Source organism: Arthrobacter sp. CJL-S3, assembly GCF_056711635.1.
Genome location: NZ_CM160046.1, coordinates 3,981,047 through 4,003,964 on the forward strand (window position 1 = coordinate 3,981,047; position 22,918 = coordinate 4,003,964).

A 22,918-nucleotide genomic window follows, 5' to 3' on the forward strand; every position below is an offset into this window, starting at 1 on the left:
CAGAAACCCGGCTTGGCTGCCTGTTCCGGGGCCAGCACCCGTGCCGGCCCCGGAACAGGCAGCCGGAAGAGCAAGCAGCACACCATAAGCCACATCTGTTAGCCAGACACCGTTAGCCAGACAAAGACGTCTGCCATGAACCAAGAAAGTCTGCCATGAACATGAAAAAGAAGCCGTCAGCGGTTAAGTCCCGCGCCGGCCGCACACCGTCCGACCGGCCCGAGGACGAACGGCTTCCGATCGGAAGCACCTTCGCCTACGGCCTCCAGCACGTCCTGACGATGTACGGCGGCATCATCGCGCCGCCGCTGATCATCGGCGCGGCCGCCGGAATGCCGTCGCAGGAAATCGGCCTCCTGATTGCGGCCTGCCTCTTTGTGGGCGGCCTGGCCACCATCCTCCAGACCATCGGCATCCCGTTCTTCGGTTCCCGGCTTCCGCTGGTCCAGGGCGTCTCGTTCGCGGGCGTTTCCACGATGGTGGCGATCGTCGACGAAGGCGGCGGAATCCAGTCCGTGTTCGGCTCGGTGATTGCCGCCTCCCTGATCGGCCTGCTCATCACGCCGCTGTTCTCCAAGATCATCCGCTTCTTCCCGCCGGTGGTCACCGGAACGGTCATCACCGTCATCGGGCTGACCCTGATGCCGGTGGCCGCGAACTGGGCCATGGGCGGCAACAAGGCGGCGCCCAACTACGGCTCCATGGCCAACATCGGGCTGGCGGCGGCCACCATGGCGATCGTGCTGCTGCTGAGCAAGGTCGGCAGCGCCACCATCTCGCGGCTGTCCATCCTCCTGGCCATGGTGCTGGGCACGGTCATCGCCTTCATCGCCGGAATGACCGACTTCTCCAAGGTCGGCCAGGGCGACATGGTCGCGTTCCCCACCCCGTTCGCCTTCGGGCCGCCCACGTTCCACGTGGCGGCGATCATCTCGATGCTGATCGTGATCCTGGTGACACTGACGGAGACGTCCGCGGACATCATCGCCGTCGGCGAGATCGTGGGCACCAAGGTGGACTCCAAGCGCATCGGCGACGGGCTGCGGGCGGACATGCTCTCCAGCGCCATCTCGCCGCTGTTCAACTCCTTCACCCAAAGCGCCTTCGCCCAGAACGTGGGACTGGTCGCCATCACGGGCGTCAAGAGCCGCTTCGTGGTCAGCGCCGGCGGCGCCATCCTGGTGATCCTGGGCCTGCTTCCGGTCCTGGGCCGGGTGGTGGCCGCGGTGCCGACCCCGGTGCTGGGCGGCGCCGGCGTCGTGCTGTTCGGCACGGTGGCGGCCAGCGGCATCCGGACCCTGGCCAAGGTGGAGTACAAGAACAACATGAACCTGATCATCGTGGCCGCCTCGATCGGCTTCGGCATGATCCCGATTGCCGCCCCGGCCTTCTACGACCAGTTCCCGTCCTGGTTCGCCACGATCTTCCACTCCGGCATCAGCTCGGCCGCCGTGATGGCCATCCTGCTGAACCTGCTGTTCAACCACTTCAAGGCGGGCAACTCGGAGAACCAGTCGGTGTTTGTGGCCGGCACCGAACGGATCGTGCGGGAACAGGACCTCAAGTGCCTGGCCGACGGCGACCGCTTCGAAGGCGGCAAGCTGATCGACTGCGACGGCAAGGAAGTGGCCGTCGAGTCGGCGTCGAAAACCGAGCACTGACCGACGGCGACACCACCGAAATGGCAAGTGCGGCCCCGTTCCCGGAAGGGAAAGGGGCCGCACTGTGGCCTCGCCGGCTGCGGCGCCGGCTGCTGTACAGCCGGGGTTCAGCTCTTGTTGAGGTCCTGGGAAATCGCCAGGGCCGCCTCACGCAGCAGCGGGACCGCCCGGTCCGCGAAGGACTTGTCCACCCGCGAAACAGGGCCGGAGACCGAAATCGCCGCGGGAGTCGGCGCGTTGGGGATGGCGATAGCGAAGCAGCGGACACCGATCTCCTGCTCCTCCTCGTCGATGGAGTAGCCGCGGTCCCGGATCAGCTTCAGGTCCGCGAACAGGGCCTCGACGTCGCCGATGCTCTTCGGGGTGGGGGTGGGCATGCCCTTCCGGGCGACGATGCCGCGCACCGTCTCGTCGTCGAGCTGGGCCAGGATCGCTTTGCCCATGCCGGTCGCGTGCATGTAGCCGCGGCGGCCCACCTCGGTGATCATCCGCATGGAGTGCAGGGACGGGACCTGGGCCACGTACATGACCATGTCCGAATCGAGCACCGCCATGTTGGCGGTTTCCCCGAGCCGCTCCACGAGCGACTGGAGCTGCGGCCGGGCGAGCGCGCCGAGCTGCTTGTTCGCCGCCTCGCCCAGGCGGATCAGGCGCGGGCCCAGGGCGTAGCGGCGGTTCGGCAGCTGCCGGATGTATCCCAGGGTGACCAGCGTGCGGAGCAGCCGGTGGATCGTGGGCAGCGGCAGGTCGGTGGAGGACGACAGTTCACTGAGGGTGACGTCCCCGCCGGCATCAGTGATCAGCTCCAGAAGTTCGAAAACGCGCTCAACGGACTGCACGCCTCCGGGGGCTTTTTCCGCCATAACTTGGGTCTCCTGAGGGATCGGCTTGCGACAACTTTTATCCACATCGTGAAAAAAGTGCTTAGTAGACCCAAGATACAGCACGTCCGGCGCGCCGTCGAAGCGGCGTCCACGCCGCGTCGCTGCGGCGGCGACACACCGGAAACGCCACCCCGCGGGGCTTGTGTTTCCACAAAGTAGATAATAATATCCATAATACGAAATAAGTGAGAACAGCGAACGCCCGTCCGCGGGCCGACCAGGAGGAAATTCAATGGCGAATCCGAGCCCCGGAAATTCGATCACCCTGCGCGTGGAGGCACCGTCCAGCTTCACGGCCACCAGCGAACTGGCCGCCGCCGTCGGTGCCGCCGGCGCCGCGATCACCGCCTTGGACGTCACCGAGTCCCACCACGAGACCCTCGTCGTCGACGTCACCTGCAACACCACGGATGACGACCACGCCGCCCGCGTCAAGGACGCGCTGAACGCGCTCGACGGCGTCACCGTCCGCAACGTCTCGGACCGCACCTTCCTGATGCACCTCGGCGGCAAGCTCGAGGTCGTCCCGAAGGTCGCGCTGCGCAACCGCGACGATCTCTCCCGGGCCTACACTCCCGGCGTCGCGCGTGTCTGCATGGCCATCGCGGAGAACCCCGAGGCCGCCCGGAACCTGACCATCAAACGCAACACCATCGCCGTCGTCACCGACGGCTCCGCCGTCCTGGGCCTGGGCAACATCGGCCCGGCCGCCGCGCTGCCGGTGATGGAGGGTAAGGCTGCGCTGTTCAAGCAGTTCGCCAACGTCGACGCCTGGCCGGTGTGCCTGGACACGCAGGACACCGAGGAAATCATCAAAATCGTCAAGGCACTCGCCCCGGTCTACGGCGGCGTCAACCTCGAGGACATCGCCGCGCCGCGCTGCTTCGAGATCGAAACCCGGCTCCGCGAGGAACTCGACATCCCGGTCTTCCATGACGACCAGCACGGCACCGCCATCGTCACCCTCGCGGCCCTGACCAACGCCCTGCGCGTGGTGGGCAAGAAGCTCCCCGACGTCCGGATCGTAGTGTCCGGCGTCGGGGCGGCCGGTTCCGCCATCATCCAGCTGCTCAAGGCCCAGGGGGCGCGGAACATCATCGCCGCCGGCCGCGCGGGCGCGATCCACTTCGGCGAACAGTACAGCGACGAGCACCGCACCTGGATTGCCGAGAACACCAACGAACAGGGATTCTCCGGCACCCTGCACGAAGCCCTCAAGGGAGCCGACGTCTTCATCGGCGTCAGCGCACCGCACGTGATCGGCGAAGAGCAGGTGGCATCCATGGCCAGGGACGCTATTGTGTTCGCCATGGCCAACCCCACGCCGGAAATCGATCCGGTCATCGCGTCGCGGCACGCCGCCGTGGTGGCGACCGGCCGCAGCGATTTCCCCAACCAGATCAACAACGTCCTGGCCTTCCCCGGGTTCTTCCGCGGTCTGCTGGACGCGGGTGCAGCGGACATCACCCCCGAGATGCTCGTGGCCGCCGCAAGGGCGATCGCGAACCGGGTGGCTGACGATGAGCTCAATGCCAGCTACATCATTCCCAGCGTCTTCGACCCCCATGTGGCCGCCGACGTCGCCGCCGCCGTTGCCGCGGCGGCCCATGCGGCGGCCCCCGCCGCCGCGCACGCCCACGCCTGAACCGCATTTGCAGCCCTGATTCACCGAACAGGAAGGACCACAATGGCTCTCACCATTTCAGCCCACCGCCCCGTTGACCGTGCGGAGGAGATCCTCACGCCCGAGGCCCTGGCCTTCATCGAGGAACTGCACCAGCGCTTTGCCGCCACCCGCGGGGATCTGCTCAAGGCCCGCGCCGTCAAACGCGAGGAGGTGGCCCGCACCGGCCGGCTCGACTTCCTGCCGGAGACCCGCGACGTCCGCGAGGGCGACTGGACCGTTGCGCCCGCCCCGGCAGCCCTGCAGGACCGCCGCGTGGAAATGACCGGCCCGGCCGCGCCGGCCAAGATGGCCATCAACGCCCTGAACTCCGGCGCCAAGGTCTGGCTCGCCGACCTTGAGGACGCCAGCACGCCCACCTGGTCCAACGTGATCGAATCGATCCTGAACCTCCGCGACGCGGCGGCGGGCACCCTGGCCTACACCTCCCCGGAAGGGAAGGAGTACAAGCTGCGGACCGACGGTCCGCTGGCCGTCGTCGTGGCGCGCCCGCGCGGCTGGCACATGAGCGAGCGCCACCTGCTGATCGGCGGCGAGCACACCGTGGGCGCCCTGGTGGACTTCGGCCTGCACTTCTTCCACACCGCCAAGCAGCTGCTGGAGAACGGCCAGGGACCCTACTACTACCTGCCCAAAATGGAGAGCCATCTCGAGGCCCGCCTCTGGAACGAGATCTTCGTCTTCGCGCAGGACTACCTCGGGATCCCGCAGGGCACCATCCGCGCCACCGTCCTGATCGAGACCATCCCGGCGGCCTTCGAGATGGACGAGATCCTCTACGAACTCCGCGACCACGCCTCCGGCCTGAACGCCGGGCGCTGGGACTACCTGTTCAGCATCATCAAGTACTTCCGCGACGCCGGCCCGCGCTTTGTGCTCCCGGACCGCGCCACCGTGGCCATGACCGCGCCGTTCATGCGCGCCTACACCGAGCTGCTGGTCAAGACCTGCCACCACCGCGGCGCCTTCGCGATGGGCGGCATGGCGGCCGTGATCCCCAACCGCCGCGAGCCCGACGTGACGGCCCAGGCATTCGAGAAGGTCCGGGCGGACAAGACCCGCGAGGCGAACGACGGCTTTGACGGATCCTGGGTGGCCCACCCGGACCTGGTCCCGGTCTGCCGCGACGTCTTCGACGCCGTCCTCGGCGAACGGCCGAACCAGCTGGACAAGCAGCGCCCGGAAGTTTCCGTCACCGCGGACCAGCTGCTGGACATCGCCTCCGCGGACGGCACGGTCACCGAGGCGGGCCTGCGCCTGAACCTCTACGTCGCCGTCGCCTACACCGCGGTCTGGATCTCGGGCAACGGCGCCGTCGCCATCCACAACCTGATGGAGGACGCCGCGACGGCGGAAATCTCCCGCTCGCAGGTCTGGCAGCAGATCCGCAACCAGGTGGTCCTCGCCGACACCGGCCGGACCGTAACCCGCGAGCTGGTGGCCGGAATCCTGGCCGAGGAGACCGAGAAGCTCCGCGGCGAGGTGGGCGAGGACGCCTTCGCGAAGCACTACCTGCCCGCGAGCAAGCTCATCGGCGACATCTGCCTCTCCGAGGACTACACGGACTTCCTCACCACCCCGGCCTACGAACTGGTGGGCTGAGCCATGGCTGCGACTCCATCCGGGCCTCCCTCCGGGCCGCGCTCTGTGACTCCCTCCGTGACTCCCTCCGGGGCACTCTCCGGCTCCGATCTGGGCCGGATCGATGCCCTGCTGGCGGCGACGGATGAGCTGCTGGAACGGAACTACCCGGGCGACGACGGCACCCGCCAGCCGGTCCACACCGTCTACATCCCGGCCGACCGCTTCACCCCCGGGTTCGCGGCCGGCTGGGGCGCCCAGGCGCTGGCCGCGGCCGAAGCCCACGGCGGGCTGGAACGGCTCGGAACCCTGCTCGGCCAGGACCCCGAACTGGCCGCCGCCGTCGCAGCCCGGGTGGCCGCGAAGCTCGGCAGCGAACCGATCGAGGACCTCCGGCTGGACTTCGAGGACGGCTACGGGGACCGCGGTGACGACGCCGAGGACGCCGACGCCGTCGCTGCCGCCGCCGCCGTGGCCGCCGCGGTGGCGGACGGCACCGCCCCGCCGTTCATCGGGATCCGGTTCAAATGCTTCGAGGCGCCCACCCGCGCCCGCGGGCTGCGCACCCTGGACCTGTTCGTGTCCGGCCTGGCCGCCGCCGGCGAGCTCCCGGACGGGCTCATCCTCACCCTGCCCAAGGTCACCACCGTGGCCCAGGTGCAGGCCATGGACTATGCCGTGTCCCGGCTGGAGGAAGCCCACTCGCTGCCCGCCGGCCGGTTGCGGTTCGAGGTCCAGGTGGAAACGCCGCAGCTGATCCTGGGCCCGGACGGCACCTCCCCCGTGGCGCAGCTGCCGCACGCCGTCCCCGGCCGGATCAGCGCCCTGCACTACGGCACGTACGACTATTCAGCCTCGCTGCAGATCTCCGCGGAATACCAGTCGATGGAACACCCGGTGGCGGACTTCGCCAAAGAGGTCATGCAGCTGGCCGTCGCCGGAACCGGCATCCGGCTCTCCGACGGATCCACCAACGTCATTCCGGTCGGCGACGGGGTGCAGGACGCCTGGCGGCTCCACGGCCGGCTGGTCCGCCGCTCGCTGGAACGCGGCTACTACCAGGGCTGGGACCTCCACCCCGCCCAGCTGCCGAGCCGCTTCGCCGCCACCTACGCGTTCTACCGGCAGGGCCTGCCCGCCGCCGCCGCGCGGCTCCGCAACTATGTGGAGCGCACCGAGGGCGGCGTCATGGACGAACCCGCCACTGCCAGGGCCCTCGCGGCCTTCGTGCTGCGCGGCATCCAGTGCGGTGCCGCCGGCGCCGAGGAAGTCCGCGGGCTGACGGGCCTGGGACTGCCCCAGCTGACCGTCCTGGCCCACCCCCGGCTGGCACAGCCGGCAGCCGCCCCCAACCACTGACCCCCGTCACTGACCCTTACGCAAGGAGTGCACCCATGAGCAACTACTTTTCCCCCGAAGGCGGCCTGCCGCCGCAAACCCAGCTCCTCACCGACCGCGCCGTGGTCAAAGAGGCCTACACGGTCATCCCCAAAGGGGTGCTGCGCGACATCGTCACGTCCAACCTCCCCGGCTGGACCAAGACCCGCGCCTGGATCATCGCCCGGCCCATCGCCGGCTTCGCCACCACGTTCTCGCAGCTGATCGTGGAAGTGGCACCGGGCGGCGGCAGCGACAAGCCCGAGGCGGAAGCCGGCGTCGAAGGCGTCATCTTCCTCACCAAGGGCGAACTGACGCTGACGCTCGACGGCGAGATCCACCACCTGGAGACCGGCGGCTACGCCTATCTCGCCGCGGGTTCGGACTGGAAGGTCTCCAACGACGGCGCCGCGGACGCTGCCAGTTTCCAGTGGATCCGCAAGGCCTATGAGCCGCTGGCCGGCTACACCGCGAAGTCCTTCGTGACCCGCGACCAGGATGTCGAGCCGCGGCCCATGCCGGGCACGAACGGCGCCTGGGCGACCACGCGTTTCGTGGATCCGGACGATCTGGCCCACGACATGCACGTCAACATCGTCACGTTCCAGCCCGGCGGCTCCATCCCGTTCGCCGAAACCCATGTGATGGAACACGGCCTCTTTGTCCTCGAGGGCAAAGCCGTCTACCGGCTCAACGACGACTGGGTGGAGGTCGAGGCCGGCGACTTCATGTGGCTCCGCGCCTTCTGCCCGCAGGCCTGCTACGCCGGCGGGCCGGGCCCGTTCCGCTACCTGCTGTACAAGGACGTCAACCGGCAGATCCGCCTTACCTAGGCCGGCCGCAACACCGGGCCCGCCCCGCCTGACGGGGCGGGCCCGTTCTCTTTGCGCCCCCGGCGCCTCCGTGGCGGCCTGTGGGGCTTGGCGGCGCTTGCTAGCCTGAGCCTGTGAAGTACGAATCCCTGTGGATAGGAATGCTCCTGGGCGCTGCCCTGGGCTTCGCCATCGGCGTGGCCACCGTCGACAAGCCGTTCACGGGCCTGCTGATCGGCGTGGCCGTCGGCGCGCTGGTGGGCCTGGCCTCCCGGAAAGACCCCACGAAGGGGTAGCAAAACCCCCGCCCTGCCCGCCAGGAATCCGCCGGGCCCTGATGCCCGGCCCCCGAGGCACGCCCTCAGGCTGCGCCCGGAAACTGCGCCCGCAGACGACCCGGTCCGCCTGAGGATCCGGCAGCTGGGCCCCTCTTCCCTTTACCCCTTGACGCACCCGCCCCACTTTCCCTACACTTTTCATAAAGCAGAATCTTTATTCCACAAAGTGGAAGTTGAGAGTGGCAAGGAAGCCACTCCTCCAGCTTCCGCCCGCACCGGAAAGAACACACCATGACGTACACCGTGAACTGCTCCATCCTGCTGACCGAACTGCCCCTCCTCGAGCGGCCCGCCGCGGCCAAGGCCGCCGGCTTCGACGCCGTCGAGTTCTGGTGGCCCTTCGCGGCGTCGGTGCCCGCCGATGCCGAGGTCACCCGCTTCGAGCGGGCCATCACCGACGCCGGGGTCCAGCTCACCGGCCTCAACTTCAACGCCGGCGACATGCCGGGCGGCGACCGCGGCCTCGTGTCCTGGGTCGGCCGCAGCTCCGAGTTCAAGGACAACATCGATGTGGTCTCCGGCATCGGCGGACGGCTCGGCTGCACGTCCTTCAACGCCCTCTACGGCAACCGGCAGGACGGGCACACCCCGGAAGCCCAGGACGAACTGGCGGTCGAGAACCTCGCGGCCGCGGCCGCTGGCGTGGCGCGGATCGGCGGCACGGTGCTGCTCGAACCGGTCAGCGGCGCCCCCCGGTACCCGCTCCTCACCGCAGACGACGCCCTCCGGGTCATCGCCCGCGTGGAGCAGGAAACCGGTGCGGGGAACATCAGTCTCCTCGCCGATTTCTACCACCTCTCGGTCAACGGGGACGACGTCGCCGCCGTCATCGAAAAACACGCCAAAGACTTCGGCCACATCCAGATCGCCGACAACCCCGGCCGCGGGGCTCCCGGAACCGGTGAGCTTCCCCTCGGCGAATGGATCGCCCGCAGCCGCCAACTCGGCTACGAGGGCTACATCGGCCTCGAGTACAAGGAACCGGCGGAAACCGCCTTCGCCTGGGCCATCCGCCAGCGCGTCGCCCGGTAGTCCCCACCCGCACCCCGCACCCGCCGCGGCACAACAGCACACCCGCGCTAAAAAGACTTCAGTAAAGGAACCATCATGAGCAACGTTGCAGTCATCGGACTCGGAATCATGGGCCTGCCCATGGCCATCAACCTGGTCAAGGCCGGCCACACCGTCACCGGCTTCAACCGCAGCCAGGACAAGATCGACAAGCTGGCCTCCGAAGGCGGCCGCGGCGCCGCCAGCATCGCCGACGCGGTCAAGGACGCCGACGTCGTTCTCACCATGGTGCCGGACTCCCCCGACGTCGAGGGTGTCGTCAGCGGCCCCGACGGGGTGTTCGCCCACGCCAGGCCGGGCACCCTGTGGATCGATGCCAGCAGCATCCGCCCGGACGTCGCCAAGCGCCTCGCCGACGACGCGAAGGCTGCCGGCCTCCGCGCCCTGGACGCCCCGGTGTCCGGCGGCGAGCAGGGCGCCATCGACGCCGCGCTGTCCATCATGGTGGGCGGCGAAGCGGCGGATTTCGAGGCCGCCCAGGATGTCCTCACCGCGGTGGGCAAAACCATCGTCCACGTCGGCCCGTCCGGCTCCGGCCAGACCGTCAAGGCAGCCAACCAGCTGATCGTCGCCGTCAACATCGAGGTCCTGGCCGAGGCCATCGCCTTCCTCGAGGCCTACGGCGTCGACACGGACGCGGCCCTCAAGGTCCTCGGCGGGGGCCTGGCCGGCTCCAAGGTCCTGGACCAGAAGGGCCAGAAGATGCTCGACCGCAACTTCGACCCCGGCTTCCGCCTGGCCCTGCACCACAAGGACCTGGGCATCGTCACCTCGGCCGCCCGAGAAGCCAACGTCGCCGTCCCCCTGGGCGCCGTCGTCGCGCAGCTCGTCGCGGCCAGCGTCAACCAGGGCGACGGCGGACTGGACCACTCCGGACTCTTCAAGCAGGTCCTGCAGCTCAGCGGCCGCCACTAGCCCGGCCGCAGCCCGGCCGCCCTTCCGGGGGCACTTCGACACGGACACGCCGGCCGCCGTCGTTAATTACGACGCCGACTCCCTGCCCCACAAAAAAAGATGCCCGCGACGGTTCGCCGGGACTTCCTTCAGCACACCCAAAAACAGACTTCCAAGGAGTACACCATGACTAAGATGCGCACCGTAGACGCTGCCGTCGCCATCCTGGAAAAGGAGGGCGCCACCGAGGCGTTCGGCCTGCCGGGCGCGGCCATCAACCCGTTCTACTCCGCCATGCGGAACCACGGCGGGATCCGCCACACCCTGGCCCGCCACGTAGAAGGCGCCAGCCACATGGCCGACGGTTACAGCCGGGCCAAGGACGGCAACATCGGCATCTGCATCGGCACCTCCGGGCCCGCCGGCACGGACATGATCACCGGGCTGTACGCCGCCTGGGCCGATTCCATCCCCATGCTCTGCATCACCGGCCAGGCCCCGGTGGCCAAACTGCACAAGGAGGACTTCCAGGCCGTGGACATCGAGTCCATCGCCAAGCCGGTCACCAAGATGGCCATGACCGTCCGGGAACCGGGCCAGGTGCCGGGTGCATTCCAGAAGGCCTTCCAGCTCATGCGCTCCGGCCGCCCGGGTCCGGTGCTGCTGGACCTGCCCATTGACGTGCAGCTGGCCGAGATCGAATTCGACATCGACGCCTACGAACCCCTGGCCGTTGAGAAGCCGCGGGCCAGCCGCCGGCAGCTGGAAAAGGCACTGGACATGCTCACGGCGGCGCAGCACCCGCTGATCGTGGCTGGCGGCGGCATCATCAACGCCGGCGCGTCCGCGGAACTGGTGGAGCTGGCCGAACTGCTCGGCGTTCCGGTCATCCCCACCCTGATGGGCTGGGGCGCGATCGCCGACGACCACCCGCTGATGGCCGGGATGGTGGGCCTGCAGACCTCGCACCGCTACGGCAACGAGACCATGCTGGCGTCCGACTTCGTCATCGGCATCGGCAACCGCTGGGCCAACCGCCACACCGGCGGACTGGACACCTACACGTCCGGACGGACGTTCGTGCACATCGACATCGAGCCCACCCAGATCGGCCGCGTGTTCTCCCCGGACCTGGGCATCGCCTCCGACGCCGGCGCGGCCATCACGGGCCTGATCGGGCTGGCCCGCGAACGCAAGGCTGCGGGCACCCTGCCGGACTATTCCGGCTGGGCCGCCGAATGCGCGGAGCGCAAGGCCACCCTGCACCGCAAGACGCACTTCGAGAACATCCCCATCAAGCCGCAGCGCGTCTACGAGGAGATGAACAAGGCGTTCGGCAAGGACACCACCTACGTGTCCACGATCGGCCTGTCCCAGATCGCCGGCGCCCAGATGCTGCACGTGTTCGGACCGCGCAGGTGGATCAACGCCGGGCAGGCCGGCCCGCTGGGCTGGACCGCCCCGGCCGCCCTCGGCGTGGTGCGCGCCAAGCCGGAGGAGACCGTCGTCGCCCTGTCCGGTGACTACGATTTTCAGTTCATGATCGAGGAGCTGGCCGTCGGCGCGCAGTTCAACCTCCCCTACATCCACGTGGTGGTCAACAACTCCTACCTGGGCCTGATCCGCCAGTCCCAGCGCGGGTTCAACATGGAGCAGAACGTGTCCCTGGCGTTCGAGAACATCAACTCCACGGATCTCTCGGCGACCGCCAGCGGCTACGGCGTGGACCACGTCAAGGTGGCCGAGGGCCTGGGCTGCAAGGCCATCCGGGTGGAGGACCCCAGCGACCTGGCGTCCGCCTTCGAGAAGGCCCAGGCCCTGATGGGCGAGTTCCGGGTTCCCGTGGTGGTTGAAGTGATCCTGGAGAAGCTCACCAACATCTCCATGGGCACCGAAATCAACGCGGTGAACGAGTTCGAAGCGCTGGCCGAAACCCGCGCGGACGCCCCCACCGCCATCCTGGCCCTGCAGGCGTAAGACATGCGCGTTGTCATAGCTCCGGATAAGTTCAAGGGCTCGCTCTCCGCCCCGGACGTCGCCCGGCACCTGGCGGCGGGACTGCAGGCGGCCACCGGTTCCAACCTGGACATCCTCCTGATTCCGGTGGCCGACGGCGGCGAAGGCACCCTGGACGCCGCCGTCGGCTCCGGTTTCTCCCGCCGCAGCGCCGTCGTGACCGGACCCACCGGGGAACCGCTGACCGCCGACTTCGCGGTCCGCGGCCGGGAGGCGGTCATCGAGATGGCGGCCGCGTCCGGGCTCGCGGTCCTGCCCGGCGGCGGCCCGGACTCGGCCAGCGCCACCGGCGCCACGAGCCTGGGCACCGGAGAGCTGGTCCGCGCGGCCCTGGATGCCGGCTGCCGGCAGATCATCCTCGGCGTGGGCGGCAGCGCTAACACCGACGGCGGCGCCGGCCTCCTGCAGGGCCTCGGCGCCCGCTTCCTCGACGGCGCGGACAGCGAGCTGCCGCCCGGCGGCGCCGCACTCGCCCGGCTGGACCGGATCGACTTCACCGGCTTCGACCCTCGGCTGGACGAGACTCGCTTTGTGCTCGCCAGCGACGTCGACAACCCGCTGCTCGGCGCCGAGGGTGCCGCGGCGGTCTTCGGACCGCAGAAGGGCGCCAGCCCGGCGGACGTGGCCGCACTCGACGCCGCGCTGGCGCATTTCGTGGAGGTGCTGGCGCGGGAGCTCGGGCCGCGGGCGGTCAAGGCCGCGCAGGCCCCGGGCGCCGGGGCGGCCGGCGGGGTGGGCTACGCCGCGATCGCGGCCCTGGCGGCCACGCGCCGGCCGGGCATCGACGTCGTCCTCGAGTTCACTGAGCTGGAGGCGCGCCTGGCCGGTGCCGATCTGGTGATCACCGGCGAAGGCAGCCTGGACGAACAAAGCCTGCTGGGCAAAACCCCGCTGGGGGTTGCGCGGGCGGCGGCGCGCGCCGGCATTCCGGTCATCGCCGTCTGCGGACGCACCACGCTGGGCCCGGAGCAGCTCACGGCTTCCGGGCTCCGCCAGGTCCATGCTTTGACGGAGCTCGAAAGCAATGTAGACACATGTATAACGGAGGCGGCAGCGCTGCTGGAACGCCTCGGACGGAACATCGGCCTGCAGCTGGCGGCGCCGGCCGCCGGCCAAACGGCCACGAGCAAGGAGAGCCTGAATGTCTGAAGAAACCTTCGACCTCGTCATCCGGGGCCAGCGCGTCCTGACGACGGCGGGCATCGCGCCGCGCGAAGTGGGCGTGCGCGGCGGCAAGATCGTGGCGATCGAGCCGCTCGGCAACGGGCTGTCCGGTACGGCCGTCATTGAGCTCGCGGAGGACGAAACCCTGCTGCCGGGCCTCGTGGACACGCACGTCCACGTCAACGAGCCGGGCCGCACCGAGTGGGAGGGCTTTGCCTCCGCCACCCGGGCCGCGGCGGCTGGCGGCGTGACCACCATCATCGACATGCCGCTCAACAGCATCCCGCCCACCACCACGGTGGACGGCCTCAAACTCAAGCGCGAGGTGGCCGAGGACCAGGCGTTCGTCGACGTCGGATTCTGGGGCGGCGCGGTTCCCGGCAACAAAGCGGACCTCCGGCCGCTGCACGACGAGGGCGTCTTCGGCTTCAAGTGCTTCCTGCTGCACTCCGGCGTGGACGAGTTCCCCCACCTGGACGCCGAGGAGCTGGAAGAGGACCTGGCCGAGCTCAAGTCCTTCGACTCCCTCATGATCGTCCATGCCGAGGACTCCCACGCGATCGACCGTGCACCGCACCCGGGCGGCGACCAGTACGCGACGTTCCTCGCGTCCCGGCCCCGCGGCGCGGAGAACAAGGCCATCGCCGAGGTGATTGAACGCGCCCGCTGGACCGGCGCCCGCGCCCACATCCTGCACCTGTCCTCCTCCGATGCCCTCCCGATGATTGCCAGCGCCAAGCGCGACGGCGTCCACCTCACGGTGGAGACCTGCCCGCACTACCTCACCCTGATGGCCGAGGAAATCCCCAACGGGGCCACCGCGTACAAGTGCTGCCCGCCGATCCGCGAGGCCTCGAACCGGGAACTGCTCTGGAAAGGCCTGCAGGACGGCACCATCGACTGCATCGTCTCCGACCACTCCCCCAGCACGCTGGACCTCAAGGACCTGGAAAACGGCGACTTCGCCGTGGCCTGGGGCGGGGTTTCCTCGCTGCAGCTGGGCCTGTCGCTGATCTGGACCGAGGCCCGGCACCGCGGCATCCCGCTGGAACAGGTGGTGTCCTGGATGGCCCGGAAGCCCGCCGAACTGGCGAGGCTGAACACCAAGGGCCAGCTGGCCCTGGGGTACGACGCCGATTTCTCCATCTTCGCGCCCGACGAGGCCTTCGTAGTGGACGTCTCGAAGCTCAAGCACAAGAACCCCATCACCCCGTACGACGGCAAGGCACTGTCCGGAGTGGTCCGCAGGACCTTCCTGCGCGGCCATGAAATCGACGGCCGCACCCCCAGCGGACAGCTGCTGCGCCGCGGCGGAGTCTGACGGTTTCCATGGCAACCGAAGCCCATTCCCCACGAGGCATATATACGCGCCGGGAGCAGGGTCCGGCGTCCGGCCCGCGGCTGCTGGCGCACGGCCTGGCCGTCTGGGTGACACCGGGCGAGGGCCGGGATCTCGATGACGCCGGAATGGCGCGGGCCGCGCAACTGCTGCTGGCGCACGCCCTGAAGATTGCCCCGGGGGCGGACGTCCAGGTCTGGCCCGTCCCCGGGGCTGCTACCACCGCCGACGGCGGGACCCCGGTGCCGGCGCCGTCCGTGCCGTCGCCGTCCGCTGCGGAGGACTCCCCGCAGGAGGACGACGGCGGCGCCGCCCACGTGACGCCGATGCGCGGGCCCGGCAGCCTGGTGTCCGTGGACCTTGCCGCGAGCGAGGTGCGGCTGGACGGGCAGCGGGTGCCGCTGACCGGCGTCGAGTTCAAGCTGCTGCGGTACCTGGTGGAGAACTGCTCGCACACCGTGAGCCGGGAAGAGCTGCGGCTGTTCCTCGAATCGTTCGATTCCCCCGCGGCGGCGTCCCGGTCCATCGATGTGTACGTGGGCCGGGTGCGGCGCAAGCTGCGGGGCGGACGGCACGCGATCGCCACGGTCCGCGGCGGCGGCTACCGGTTTATGCCCGGACCCCACACCAAGGTGCGCGGGCCGGCGGAATACAGCATCTGAACCCGTGGTTGTGCATCGGCAGACCGCTTTTTGTCCGCAGACCTCCGCGGACGAACCCCTCACAGACCCCGAAGGAACCCCCATGAGCCCCCAGCTGACCATCAAACTCCAGCCCGGAACCCCCGCCCCGGACTTCACGCTGCCGGACGCCGCGGGAGAGAAGGTCGCGCTGGCCGACTACCGCGGCAAGAACGTGATCGTGTACTTCTACCCGAAGGCCGCCACCCCGGGCTGCACCACCGAGGCCTGCGATTTCCGCGACAACCTGGCGTCCCTGCAGGGCTCCGGCTATGAAGTGCTGGGCATCTCCCCCGACGCACCCGAGGAACTGGCGCACTTCACCGGCGACTTCGCCCTGACCTTCCCGCTGCTCGCCGACGAGGACCACGCCGTGGCCCTGGCGTACGGCGCCTGGGGCGAGAAGCTGGTCAACGGCGAGGTCACCGAAGGGATCGTCCGCTCCACCGTGGTGCTCGACCCCGAGGGCAACGTGACGCTGGCGCAGTACCAGGTCAAGGCCCAGGGCCACGTCGCGGCACTGAAGGAAGAGCTCGGCATCTAGGATTGCGCGGCGCTTTCGGACGCGCGCACCCCGGATCCGCGCCGCGCCCGTCCAAAAGCGCCGCGGAAACCGGCTAGGGCCGCGTCCCCGCCACGATCGTGGCCGAGGAGCGGAGCCGGATGGCGCCGTCGTGCTCGTAGCGGCCCAGCAGCTGGAAGACGTCAGAGCGGATCAGCTCCCGGGATTCCGCGTCCGACCTGGCCAGGCCCATCGCCACGGTGGTCGCGATGTCGGTCATGAACTCCCAGTAGCGTTCCGGCGATTCGTGCACCAGATCCGTACTGACTTTCCGTTCGCTGACGTCGACTAGGCCGGCCTCGCGGAACATGCGGGACATCAGGCCTGCCGCGGAATACCGGAACAACCCCGGTATCCCAGGCGGCGGCGGCGGGAGTTCCGTGTGACGGGCCAGCGTGCCCAGGATCAAACTGGCCCACGGGTTCTCCGCGGCACGGCCCCACACTGCAGCCGTTATCCGCGCCCCGGGCCTGGCCGTCCGGACCATCTCCCGGAGCGCGGGCGAGATCGAGGGAAAGAACATGAACCCGAAGCGGCACAGCACCGCGTCGAAGGATTCGTCTTCCAGCGGCAGGGCGGCGGCATCGCAGACCTCGAAGCGCACGTTGTGAAGGCCCCTGGCCGTCGCCTTCAGCTCGGCGACCTTGAGCATGCCGGGTGAAATGTCGGTCAAAACCACCTGGCCGTCCGGCACCAGCGCCGCCGCCGTAAGCCCCGGCTCCCCCGTCCCTGACGCAACGTCCAGCACCGAGGCACCCGGATGCAGCCGCGCCTCCTCAATCAGGGCGTCGCCGAACGGGCCGTGCCAGCCGAGAAGTTCGGCGTCCCATTTCTGCCAGCCCGCCGCGAATTGGTCCCAGATGGTGCGCTGCTGGTCACGGATGCTGTCCGCTGTGACTGACATGGTGCGACTCCTTACGCCCGGACCGCACCCTCCCCCACCCCCTAGTGTGCCCCCGCCGCCCCGGCCGGAGCAATGGCTGGCGGGGCAGTAGGCTTAACGGCATGTCTACCCCCGAAAACCCCGGCACCGCAGGCGAGCAGCACCTCCCCGAACGGCGCGAAGTCACCGTCCGCCGGGCGCCGAAGTACGTGCCGTTCCTGGTCCTGGGCGGGCTCCTGGGCTTCGGCGTGGCCGCCTTCCTCGCCTACGGACTCCCGGGCGATGAAGCCTACGACGCCGGCGCCGTCTTCGGATTCTTTATGGTCCTGTGCGGCGCGGGCGGCGTCATCCTCGGCGGCGCCGCGGCGCTCATCCTGGACCGCCTGAGCGTCCGCAGGGCCAAGCGCGCCGTCGTCGAATCCGTCCCCGATTCCGTGCCCGATACCGGGGACCAGCCGGGGGCCTGACCGGCCGGAGGCCAACCCCAGCAGGTCATAAACCGGTCGCCGGGAAAGACCCACCGCACAACGTGAGATAATCGACCAGTGGCACGCGGCGATGGAAAACTTTCTCATGATCTCCTCCCTGGCGAAAAAGGCCCTCAGGACGCATGCGGCGTCTTTGGGGTCTGGGCTCCCGGCGAAGAGGTTGCAAAACTCACCTATTACGGGCTGTATGCACTACAGCACCGCGGTCAGGAGTCGGCTGGCATAGCAACCAGCGACGGCAAGCGGATCAACGTCTACAAGGACATGGGCCTCGTTTCCCAGGTCTTCGACGAGACCACGCTGAACACCCTGACCGGGCACCTGGCCGTCGGCCACTGCCGTTACTCCACCACCGGTGCCAGCCACTGGGCCAATGCGCAGCCCACCCTGGGCGCCACCGCCACGGGCACCGTGGCCCTGGCCCACAACGGCAACCTCACGAACACCGCCGAGCTCAAGGCCCTGATCGAGGGCCGCAACGGCGGCCAGCTCAGCGGCGAAATGAAGCAGGGCAACACCTCGGACACGGCCCTGGTCACCGCGCTCCTGGAGGGCGAAGAGGGCAAGTCGCTCGAACAGACCGCCATGGAGCTGCTGCCCAAGATCAAGGGCGGCTTCTGCTTTGTCTTCATGGACGAAGGCACCCTCTACGCGGCCCGGGACACGTACGGCGTCCGCCCGCTCTGCCTGGGCCGGCTGGAGCGCGGCTGGGTGGTCGCCTCCGAGCAGTCCGCCCTCGCCACCGTCGGCGCCAGCTTCATCCGCGAAATCGAGCCCGGCGAGTTCATCGCGATCGACGAGGACGGCGTCCGCTCGCAGCGCTTCGCCGAGGCGACGCCGGCCGGCTGCGTCTTCGAATACGTCTACCTCGCCCGCCCGGACGCCTCCATCGCAGGCCGGTCGGTGTACGAGTCCCGCGTGGAAATGGGCCGCCAGCTGGCCCGCGAGAACACGCAGGAAGCCGACATCGTCATCCCGGTGCCGGAATCCGGCACGCCCGCCGCCGTCGGCTACGCCGAGGAATCCGGCATCCCGTTCGCGCACGGCTTCGTCAAGAACTCCTACGTCGGCCGCACCTTCATCCAGCCCTCGCAGACGCTGCGCCAGCTGGGCATCCGGCTCAAGCTCAATGCGCTGGAATCCGTGATCCGCGGCAAGCGCGTTGTGGTGGTGGATGACTCGATTGTCCGCGGCAACACGCAGCGCGCGATCGTCCGGATGCTCCGCGAGGCCGGCGCCGCCAGCGTCCACATCAAGATTTCCTCCCCGCCGGTGAAGTGGCCGTGCTTCTACGGCATCGACTTCGCCTCCCGGGCGGAGCTGATCGCCAACGGCGCCACCGTCGAGGAGATCACCCAGGCCATCGGCGCCGACTCCCTGGCCTACATCTCGGAAGACGGCATGATCGGCGCCACGCAGCAGCCGCGCGAACGCCTGTGCACCGCCTGCTTCACCGGCAACTACCCGATCGAACTCCCGGGCGCCGACAAGCTGGGCAAGAACCTGCTCGAACGCACCGACCTCGGCGGCCTCCCCGCTGCTGCCGGAGACGCCGCCCTCGGCGCCGCCGCGTCGGAAACCGCCGCCGAAGCGGCCGCCGGGATCAGCGCCGACGAGGATCCGGCCGAGAAGTCCGGAGCCACCGGCTGCGACCCGGGCCCGGACGCCGAATTCGAAGAACTGCTCACCGATGCCGATCGCATTGATCGAACCATTGCTGCCGACAAGAAAGAGCCCGTATGACTTCCGCCTCCCCGGCCGCTGACATGAACGCCGCCCAGAACGCCGTCGGCATCACCTACGCCTCCGCCGGCGTCGACGTCGAAGCGGGCGACCGCGCCGTCGAACTGATGAAGGGCGCCATCAAGGCGACCCACAACGCCTCGGTGATCGGCGGCGTCGGCGGCTTCGCCGGCCTGTACGACGTTTCCCGGCTGCTGACCTACAAGCGCCCGCTGCTGGCCACCTCCACCGACGGCGTCGGCACCAAGGTCGCCATCGCCCAGGCCATGGACATCCACGACACCATCGGCTTCGACCTCGTCGGCATGGTGGTCGATGACATCGTCGTGGTGGGCGCCGAGCCGCTGTACATGACCGACTACATCGCCTGCGGCAAGGTGGTCCCGGAGCGCATCGCGGACATCGTCCGCGGCATCGCGGCCGCCTGCTCCGTCGCCGGCACCGCCCTGGTGGGCGGCGAAACCGCCGAGCACCCGGGCCTGCTGGGCGAGCACGAGTACGACGTCGCCGGTGCCGCCACCGGTGTGGTCGAAGCCGCCGACCTGCTGGGCCCGGACCGCGTCCGCGCCGGCGACGTCGTGATCGGCATGGCCTCCTCCGGGCTGCACTCCAACGGCTACTCCCTGGTCCGCCGCGTCATCAACCACGCCGGCTGGGCCTTGGACCGCCACGTCTCCGAATTCAGCCGCACCCTCGGCGAGGAACTCCTGGAACCGACCCGCGTCTACGCCGCCGACTGCCTGGACCTGGCCCGCGCCTTCCCGGTGAACGGCTCCGCCGCCGGCCAGGCCGTGCACGGCTTCAGCCACGTCACCGGCGGCGGCCTCGCCGCCAACCTGGCCCGTGTCCTGCCGCAGGGCCTGCTGGCCACCGTGGACCGCGGCACCTGGCAGCTTCCGGCCATATTCCGGCTGGTCGCCGAGCTGGGCAACGTCCCGCTGGCCGACCTGGAGCGCACCCTGAACCTGGGCGTGGGCATGGTGGCGATCGTCTCCCCCGAGGCCGCCGACGCCGCCGTGAACCGGCTCAACGAACGCGGGCTGCCGGCCTGGGTCATGGGCACCGTAGAGGAAAACTCGGACTCGATCGTCAAGACCGGACCGGATTACGTCCAGGGCGCCAAGGGCGTCGACGGCGGCGCCGTCCGGCTGGTCAACACCTACGCCTAACCCCCCAACTAAGCCCCACCTAAACCCCCACCTAAACCCCCATCGAGTGCTCCACAACCGCCGTTTAGCAGGTCCAAAACGGCAGTTGTGGAGCACTCGATCTGGTTTAAGGCGGGTCAGACCTCCAGCACGCTGAACACGCCGCCCTGCGGGTCCTCGAGGGTGGCGATGGTGCCGGCTTCCTCGTCCTCGTCCGGGGCGATCAGGACGGTGCCGCCGGCAGCCTCGGCCGCCGCAACTGCCTCCGCGACGCTGGAGACCCCGAAGTACACCTGCCACCCCGGCTCGAGCGTGCCCTCGGCATCCGCAGGGACCGCGGCGATGCCGGCCACCTCCGCGCCGTTGACCACCAGCGTGCTGTACTTGCCGCCGTCGTCCTGCGGGTACTCCGTCACGTCCTGGCCGAACAGCTGCTGGAAGAAGCCGACGGCGGACTGCGGCTCGGGCGTCAACAGTTCGGCCCAGGCCAGGGCGCCGGGCTCTCCGCTGCGGACGGTGCCGAAGTGGCTGCCAGCCTGCCAGGCGCCGGTGGTGCCGCCGCCGGGCGGGGCGAAGAAAACCATGACGCCGGTGCCGCCCACCTCCTCGGGGCCAAACTCCAGGGTTCCGCCGGCGTGGACCAGACCGTTGGCGAGCTCCCGGGCGTCGGAGGAGGCGAAGTAGACGTTCCACTGGGCGGGCGCCCCGGCGGCCTGCTGCTGTGGATTCTGCGGTGCGATCACGGTGACCAGGTCCTCGCCCAGGAATGCCTGGGCGTAGCTGCGCCCGTCCGGGGTGGGCAGGTCCTCAAAGCGCCAGCCGAAGACCGCGGCGTAAAACGCCTTGGCCGCCGCGACGTCGCTGGTCTGGAGATCCGTCCAGCAGACTTCCCCCTCGGTGAAACCCGTGCGAATGGTCATGGCGGTCCTTTCGGGTAGCAGAAAACCCGCCGTCCGCTCCCATTGCTGGAAGTGGCCGGCGGGCCTGAAATCATGTGGTCGGCAATCCGCTAGCGGAGGTGCATGCCGGAAAGAAGTGTCGACTAACCTATCCGACGGGAATCAACCTCGTCGTCGTCCTCTTCCACATCGTCCGCGTACTTATCCACATAGGCCGAATAATCCGGCTCTACAGGCTCACTCGAGAAACGACTCGGCGCACGGACCTCAGAGCTCTTGAGCTCACGCTGAAGAGCAGTGTAGTCAGTGTTCGGGGAGTAGTACTTGATGTCCCGAGCCTGCTTGGTAGCTTTTGCCTTTTGACGGCCGCGCCCCATGGCGTGACCCCCTTTTGTACTCGGACCGGAGGTGGTCACCATTGGCATTAGTGAGGCCCCGGAATGTTTGGTCAATTTGTCGTACACCTAGATTACATGCTTTCAGCGGTAACTGCTCCCCGGGACGGACGCTCCGGGCGGTATCGGGCGGACCGCTGCTCCCGGCGGCGCCCCGGCGGCATGCGGGGCGCCCGGCATCTTCGGTAGAGTTCCGTAGTGGACTTCCGGAAACGGGTCCCCCGCCCGGCGTCCCGCCGCGGCCCAGATGCACGGAAGTGGTGAATTCTCAGTGACCGAAGAGAACGAAAGGCCCGGCAACGCCGGCACGCCTGGGGTTCCACCGGCCGGCGCACCCGGCGCGCGGTCCGTGCCTGCCGCACCGTCTGCCGTGCCTCCGAAACCGTCCGCGCCGCCCACGTCCGCAACACCCGTTGTGCCGCCAGCGACCCCGCAGTCTGTCCCGCCTGCGACGCCGCCGGCTGCTCCGCCCACGCCGCTTCCCACCCGCCCTTCCGCACCGCCGGTCAACGGGCCCGACGCCGGGCAGCCCCGCCCCCGCCGCGCCGGGCGCGCCCCGGGTACTCCTAACGCCAGCGCTGCGAAAGCGCGGGCCGCCGGGACCGCTGCCGCCACCGCCGCGAAAGCTCGCACCGCAGGCACCGCTGCCGCCGCCTCCAAGGCTTTGGCCGGGGCCGGAAAGGTCGCCTCGGACAAAACGTCACAGCTGGGCGGCTGGGTACGCCGCCAGAGTTCCGCGCGGATCGGCGCCGCCGTGGCCGCAGTCGTCGTCATGGGTCTGCTGATCTGGGGCGTGACCTCGCTGGGCGGCAGCCCGAAGCAGCCCGCGGCGGACGTTGCCCCCGCTGCCGCCGCCGCGACGTCGGCCGCGCCCGCGAGCCGCGGACCGCTGCCGCTGGAAGGGGTCGGTCCGCTGGACTTCCAGCCCGGCGACTGTTTCAAGGATTTCGATCCGGAGGCGCCGCAGTCCACCATTGTGGACTGCGCCACGGGGCACTCGGCCCAGCTGATCGCGGTCCACCACTACCCGGCGTCGGAGGCCTATCCCGGCCTGGACGCGCTGAAGGACAAGGGCCGCGAGACGTGCCGCAGTGCGCAGTTGGCCGCTGCCGCCACCACCTACAACCTGCTGCAGCGCAACGCCTACCCGAGCTCGTCGAGCTGGAACAACGGCGACCGCCGCGTGGACTGCTACGTGACCGCCGATGCCGGGAACGTCATTATGGAATCGCTGGTCCCCTAGAGGTTTTCCGCCGGTCCCTCACCGGGGTCCAGCTGAGAGACCGGCCGGCTTAAGGA

At 69.1% G+C, this 22,918-nt stretch carries 21 protein-coding genes; 17 read left to right on the forward strand and 4 right to left on the reverse strand.

Annotated elements, in window-relative coordinates:
* Positions 1-155: 155 nt before the first annotated feature.
* On the forward strand, positions 156-1,661 hold the full coding sequence (locus tag AC06G6_RS18285) for a nucleobase:cation symporter-2 family protein (RefSeq protein ID WP_479824499.1): 1,506 nt from the start codon (positions 156-158) through the stop codon (positions 1,659-1,661).
* 107 nt (positions 1,662-1,768) lie between these two features.
* Here the strand turns inward: AC06G6_RS18285 and AC06G6_RS18290 are convergent, their stop codons facing one another.
* The gene (locus tag AC06G6_RS18290) at positions 1,769-2,524 is read right to left on the reverse strand and encodes an IclR family transcriptional regulator (RefSeq protein ID WP_479824501.1); all 756 of its coding nucleotides are present in this window, start codon (positions 2,522-2,524) and stop codon (positions 1,769-1,771) included.
* 253 nt (positions 2,525-2,777) lie between these two features.
* Here AC06G6_RS18290 and AC06G6_RS18295 point away from each other — a divergent pair, with 253 nt between their 5' ends.
* The 12 genes from AC06G6_RS18295 to bcp all read left to right on the forward strand — a co-directional run bounded on the left by AC06G6_RS18295 (position 2,778) and on the right by bcp (position 16,045).
* Positions 2,778-4,190, forward strand: coding sequence for an NAD-dependent malic enzyme (locus tag AC06G6_RS18295; protein ID WP_479824503.1), 1,413 nt, complete (start codon positions 2,778-2,780; stop codon positions 4,188-4,190).
* 42 nt (positions 4,191-4,232) lie between these two features.
* Entirely contained in the window at positions 4,233-5,831 is a 1,599-nt protein-coding gene (gene aceB, locus AC06G6_RS18300) for a malate synthase A (RefSeq protein WP_479824505.1), read from the forward strand.
* Positions 5,832-5,888: 57 nt separating this feature from the next.
* Positions 5,889-7,169, forward strand: coding sequence for a DUF6986 family protein (locus AC06G6_RS18305; protein WP_479824507.1), 1,281 nt, complete (start codon positions 5,889-5,891; stop codon positions 7,167-7,169).
* Between the two features lie 35 nt (positions 7,170-7,204).
* Positions 7,205-8,020: a bifunctional allantoicase/(S)-ureidoglycine aminohydrolase gene (locus AC06G6_RS18310; RefSeq protein ID WP_479824509.1), complete on the forward strand. Its 816-nt coding sequence runs from the start codon at positions 7,205-7,207 to the stop codon at positions 8,018-8,020.
* 113 nt (positions 8,021-8,133) lie between these two features.
* Positions 8,134-8,295, forward strand: a complete 162-nt coding sequence (locus AC06G6_RS18315; RefSeq protein ID WP_479824511.1) for a hypothetical protein — start codon at positions 8,134-8,136, stop codon at positions 8,293-8,295.
* Positions 8,296-8,568: 273 nt separating this feature from the next.
* Complete coding sequence (locus tag AC06G6_RS18320) at positions 8,569-9,369, forward strand: hydroxypyruvate isomerase family protein (RefSeq protein ID WP_479824513.1); 801 nt, start codon at positions 8,569-8,571, stop codon at positions 9,367-9,369.
* 75 nt (positions 9,370-9,444) lie between these two features.
* The gene (locus AC06G6_RS18325) at positions 9,445-10,323 is read left to right on the forward strand and encodes a 2-hydroxy-3-oxopropionate reductase (RefSeq protein ID WP_479824515.1); all 879 of its coding nucleotides are present in this window, start codon (positions 9,445-9,447) and stop codon (positions 10,321-10,323) included.
* A gap of 165 nt (positions 10,324-10,488) precedes the next feature.
* Entirely contained in the window at positions 10,489-12,279 is a 1,791-nt protein-coding gene (gene gcl, locus AC06G6_RS18330) for a glyoxylate carboligase (RefSeq protein ID WP_479824517.1), read from the forward strand.
* A gap of 3 nt (positions 12,280-12,282) precedes the next feature.
* On the forward strand, positions 12,283-13,467 hold the full coding sequence (locus tag AC06G6_RS18335) for a glycerate kinase (RefSeq protein WP_479824519.1): 1,185 nt from the start codon (positions 12,283-12,285) through the stop codon (positions 13,465-13,467).
* Entirely contained in the window at positions 13,460-14,803 is a 1,344-nt protein-coding gene (allB, locus tag AC06G6_RS18340; protein ID WP_307465254.1) for an allantoinase AllB, read from the forward strand. Before AC06G6_RS18335 ends, allB begins: the two co-directional genes overlap by 8 nt.
* Positions 14,804-14,811: 8 nt before the next feature.
* A complete protein-coding gene (locus tag AC06G6_RS18345; RefSeq protein WP_479824521.1) occupies positions 14,812-15,483 on the forward strand; it encodes a winged helix-turn-helix domain-containing protein in 672 nt (223 codons plus the stop codon).
* Between the two features lie 82 nt (positions 15,484-15,565).
* Positions 15,566-16,045, forward strand: coding sequence for a thioredoxin-dependent thiol peroxidase (gene bcp, locus AC06G6_RS18350; RefSeq protein ID WP_479824523.1), 480 nt, complete (start codon positions 15,566-15,568; stop codon positions 16,043-16,045).
* A 73-nt stretch (positions 16,046-16,118) separates the two neighbouring features.
* Here the strand turns inward: bcp and AC06G6_RS18355 are convergent, their stop codons facing one another.
* Positions 16,119-16,967, reverse strand: a complete 849-nt coding sequence (locus AC06G6_RS18355) for a class I SAM-dependent methyltransferase (RefSeq protein WP_479824525.1) — start codon at positions 16,965-16,967, stop codon at positions 16,119-16,121.
* 101 nt (positions 16,968-17,068) lie between these two features.
* Here AC06G6_RS18355 and AC06G6_RS18360 point away from each other — a divergent pair, with 101 nt between their 5' ends.
* The 3 genes from AC06G6_RS18360 (at position 17,069) to purM (ending at position 20,346) form a co-directional block, all read left to right on the forward strand.
* Positions 17,069-17,413, forward strand: a complete 345-nt coding sequence (locus tag AC06G6_RS18360; protein ID WP_479824527.1) for a hypothetical protein — start codon at positions 17,069-17,071, stop codon at positions 17,411-17,413.
* Between the two features lie 78 nt (positions 17,414-17,491).
* Positions 17,492-19,177: an amidophosphoribosyltransferase gene (gene purF, locus AC06G6_RS18365; RefSeq protein ID WP_479824529.1), complete on the forward strand. Its 1,686-nt coding sequence runs from the start codon at positions 17,492-17,494 to the stop codon at positions 19,175-19,177.
* Positions 19,174-20,346 (forward strand): phosphoribosylformylglycinamidine cyclo-ligase, encoded by a 1,173-nt coding sequence (gene purM / locus AC06G6_RS18370; RefSeq protein WP_479824531.1) that lies wholly within the window; start codon positions 19,174-19,176, stop codon positions 20,344-20,346. Before purF ends, purM begins: the two co-directional genes overlap by 4 nt.
* Before the next feature lie 116 nt (positions 20,347-20,462).
* Here purM and AC06G6_RS18375 read toward each other — a convergent pair whose 3' ends face one another.
* Positions 20,463-21,245: a VOC family protein gene (locus tag AC06G6_RS18375; protein WP_479824533.1), complete on the reverse strand. Its 783-nt coding sequence runs from the start codon at positions 21,243-21,245 to the stop codon at positions 20,463-20,465.
* Between the two features lie 122 nt (positions 21,246-21,367).
* Positions 21,368-21,601 (reverse strand): DUF3073 domain-containing protein, encoded by a 234-nt coding sequence (locus tag AC06G6_RS18380; RefSeq protein WP_282381218.1) that lies wholly within the window; start codon positions 21,599-21,601, stop codon positions 21,368-21,370.
* 682 nt (positions 21,602-22,283) lie between these two features.
* Here AC06G6_RS18380 and AC06G6_RS18385 point away from each other — a divergent pair.
* On the forward strand, positions 22,284-22,862 hold the full coding sequence (locus AC06G6_RS18385; protein ID WP_479824535.1) for a septum formation family protein: 579 nt from the start codon (positions 22,284-22,286) through the stop codon (positions 22,860-22,862).
* Positions 22,863-22,918: the final 56 nt, after the last annotated feature.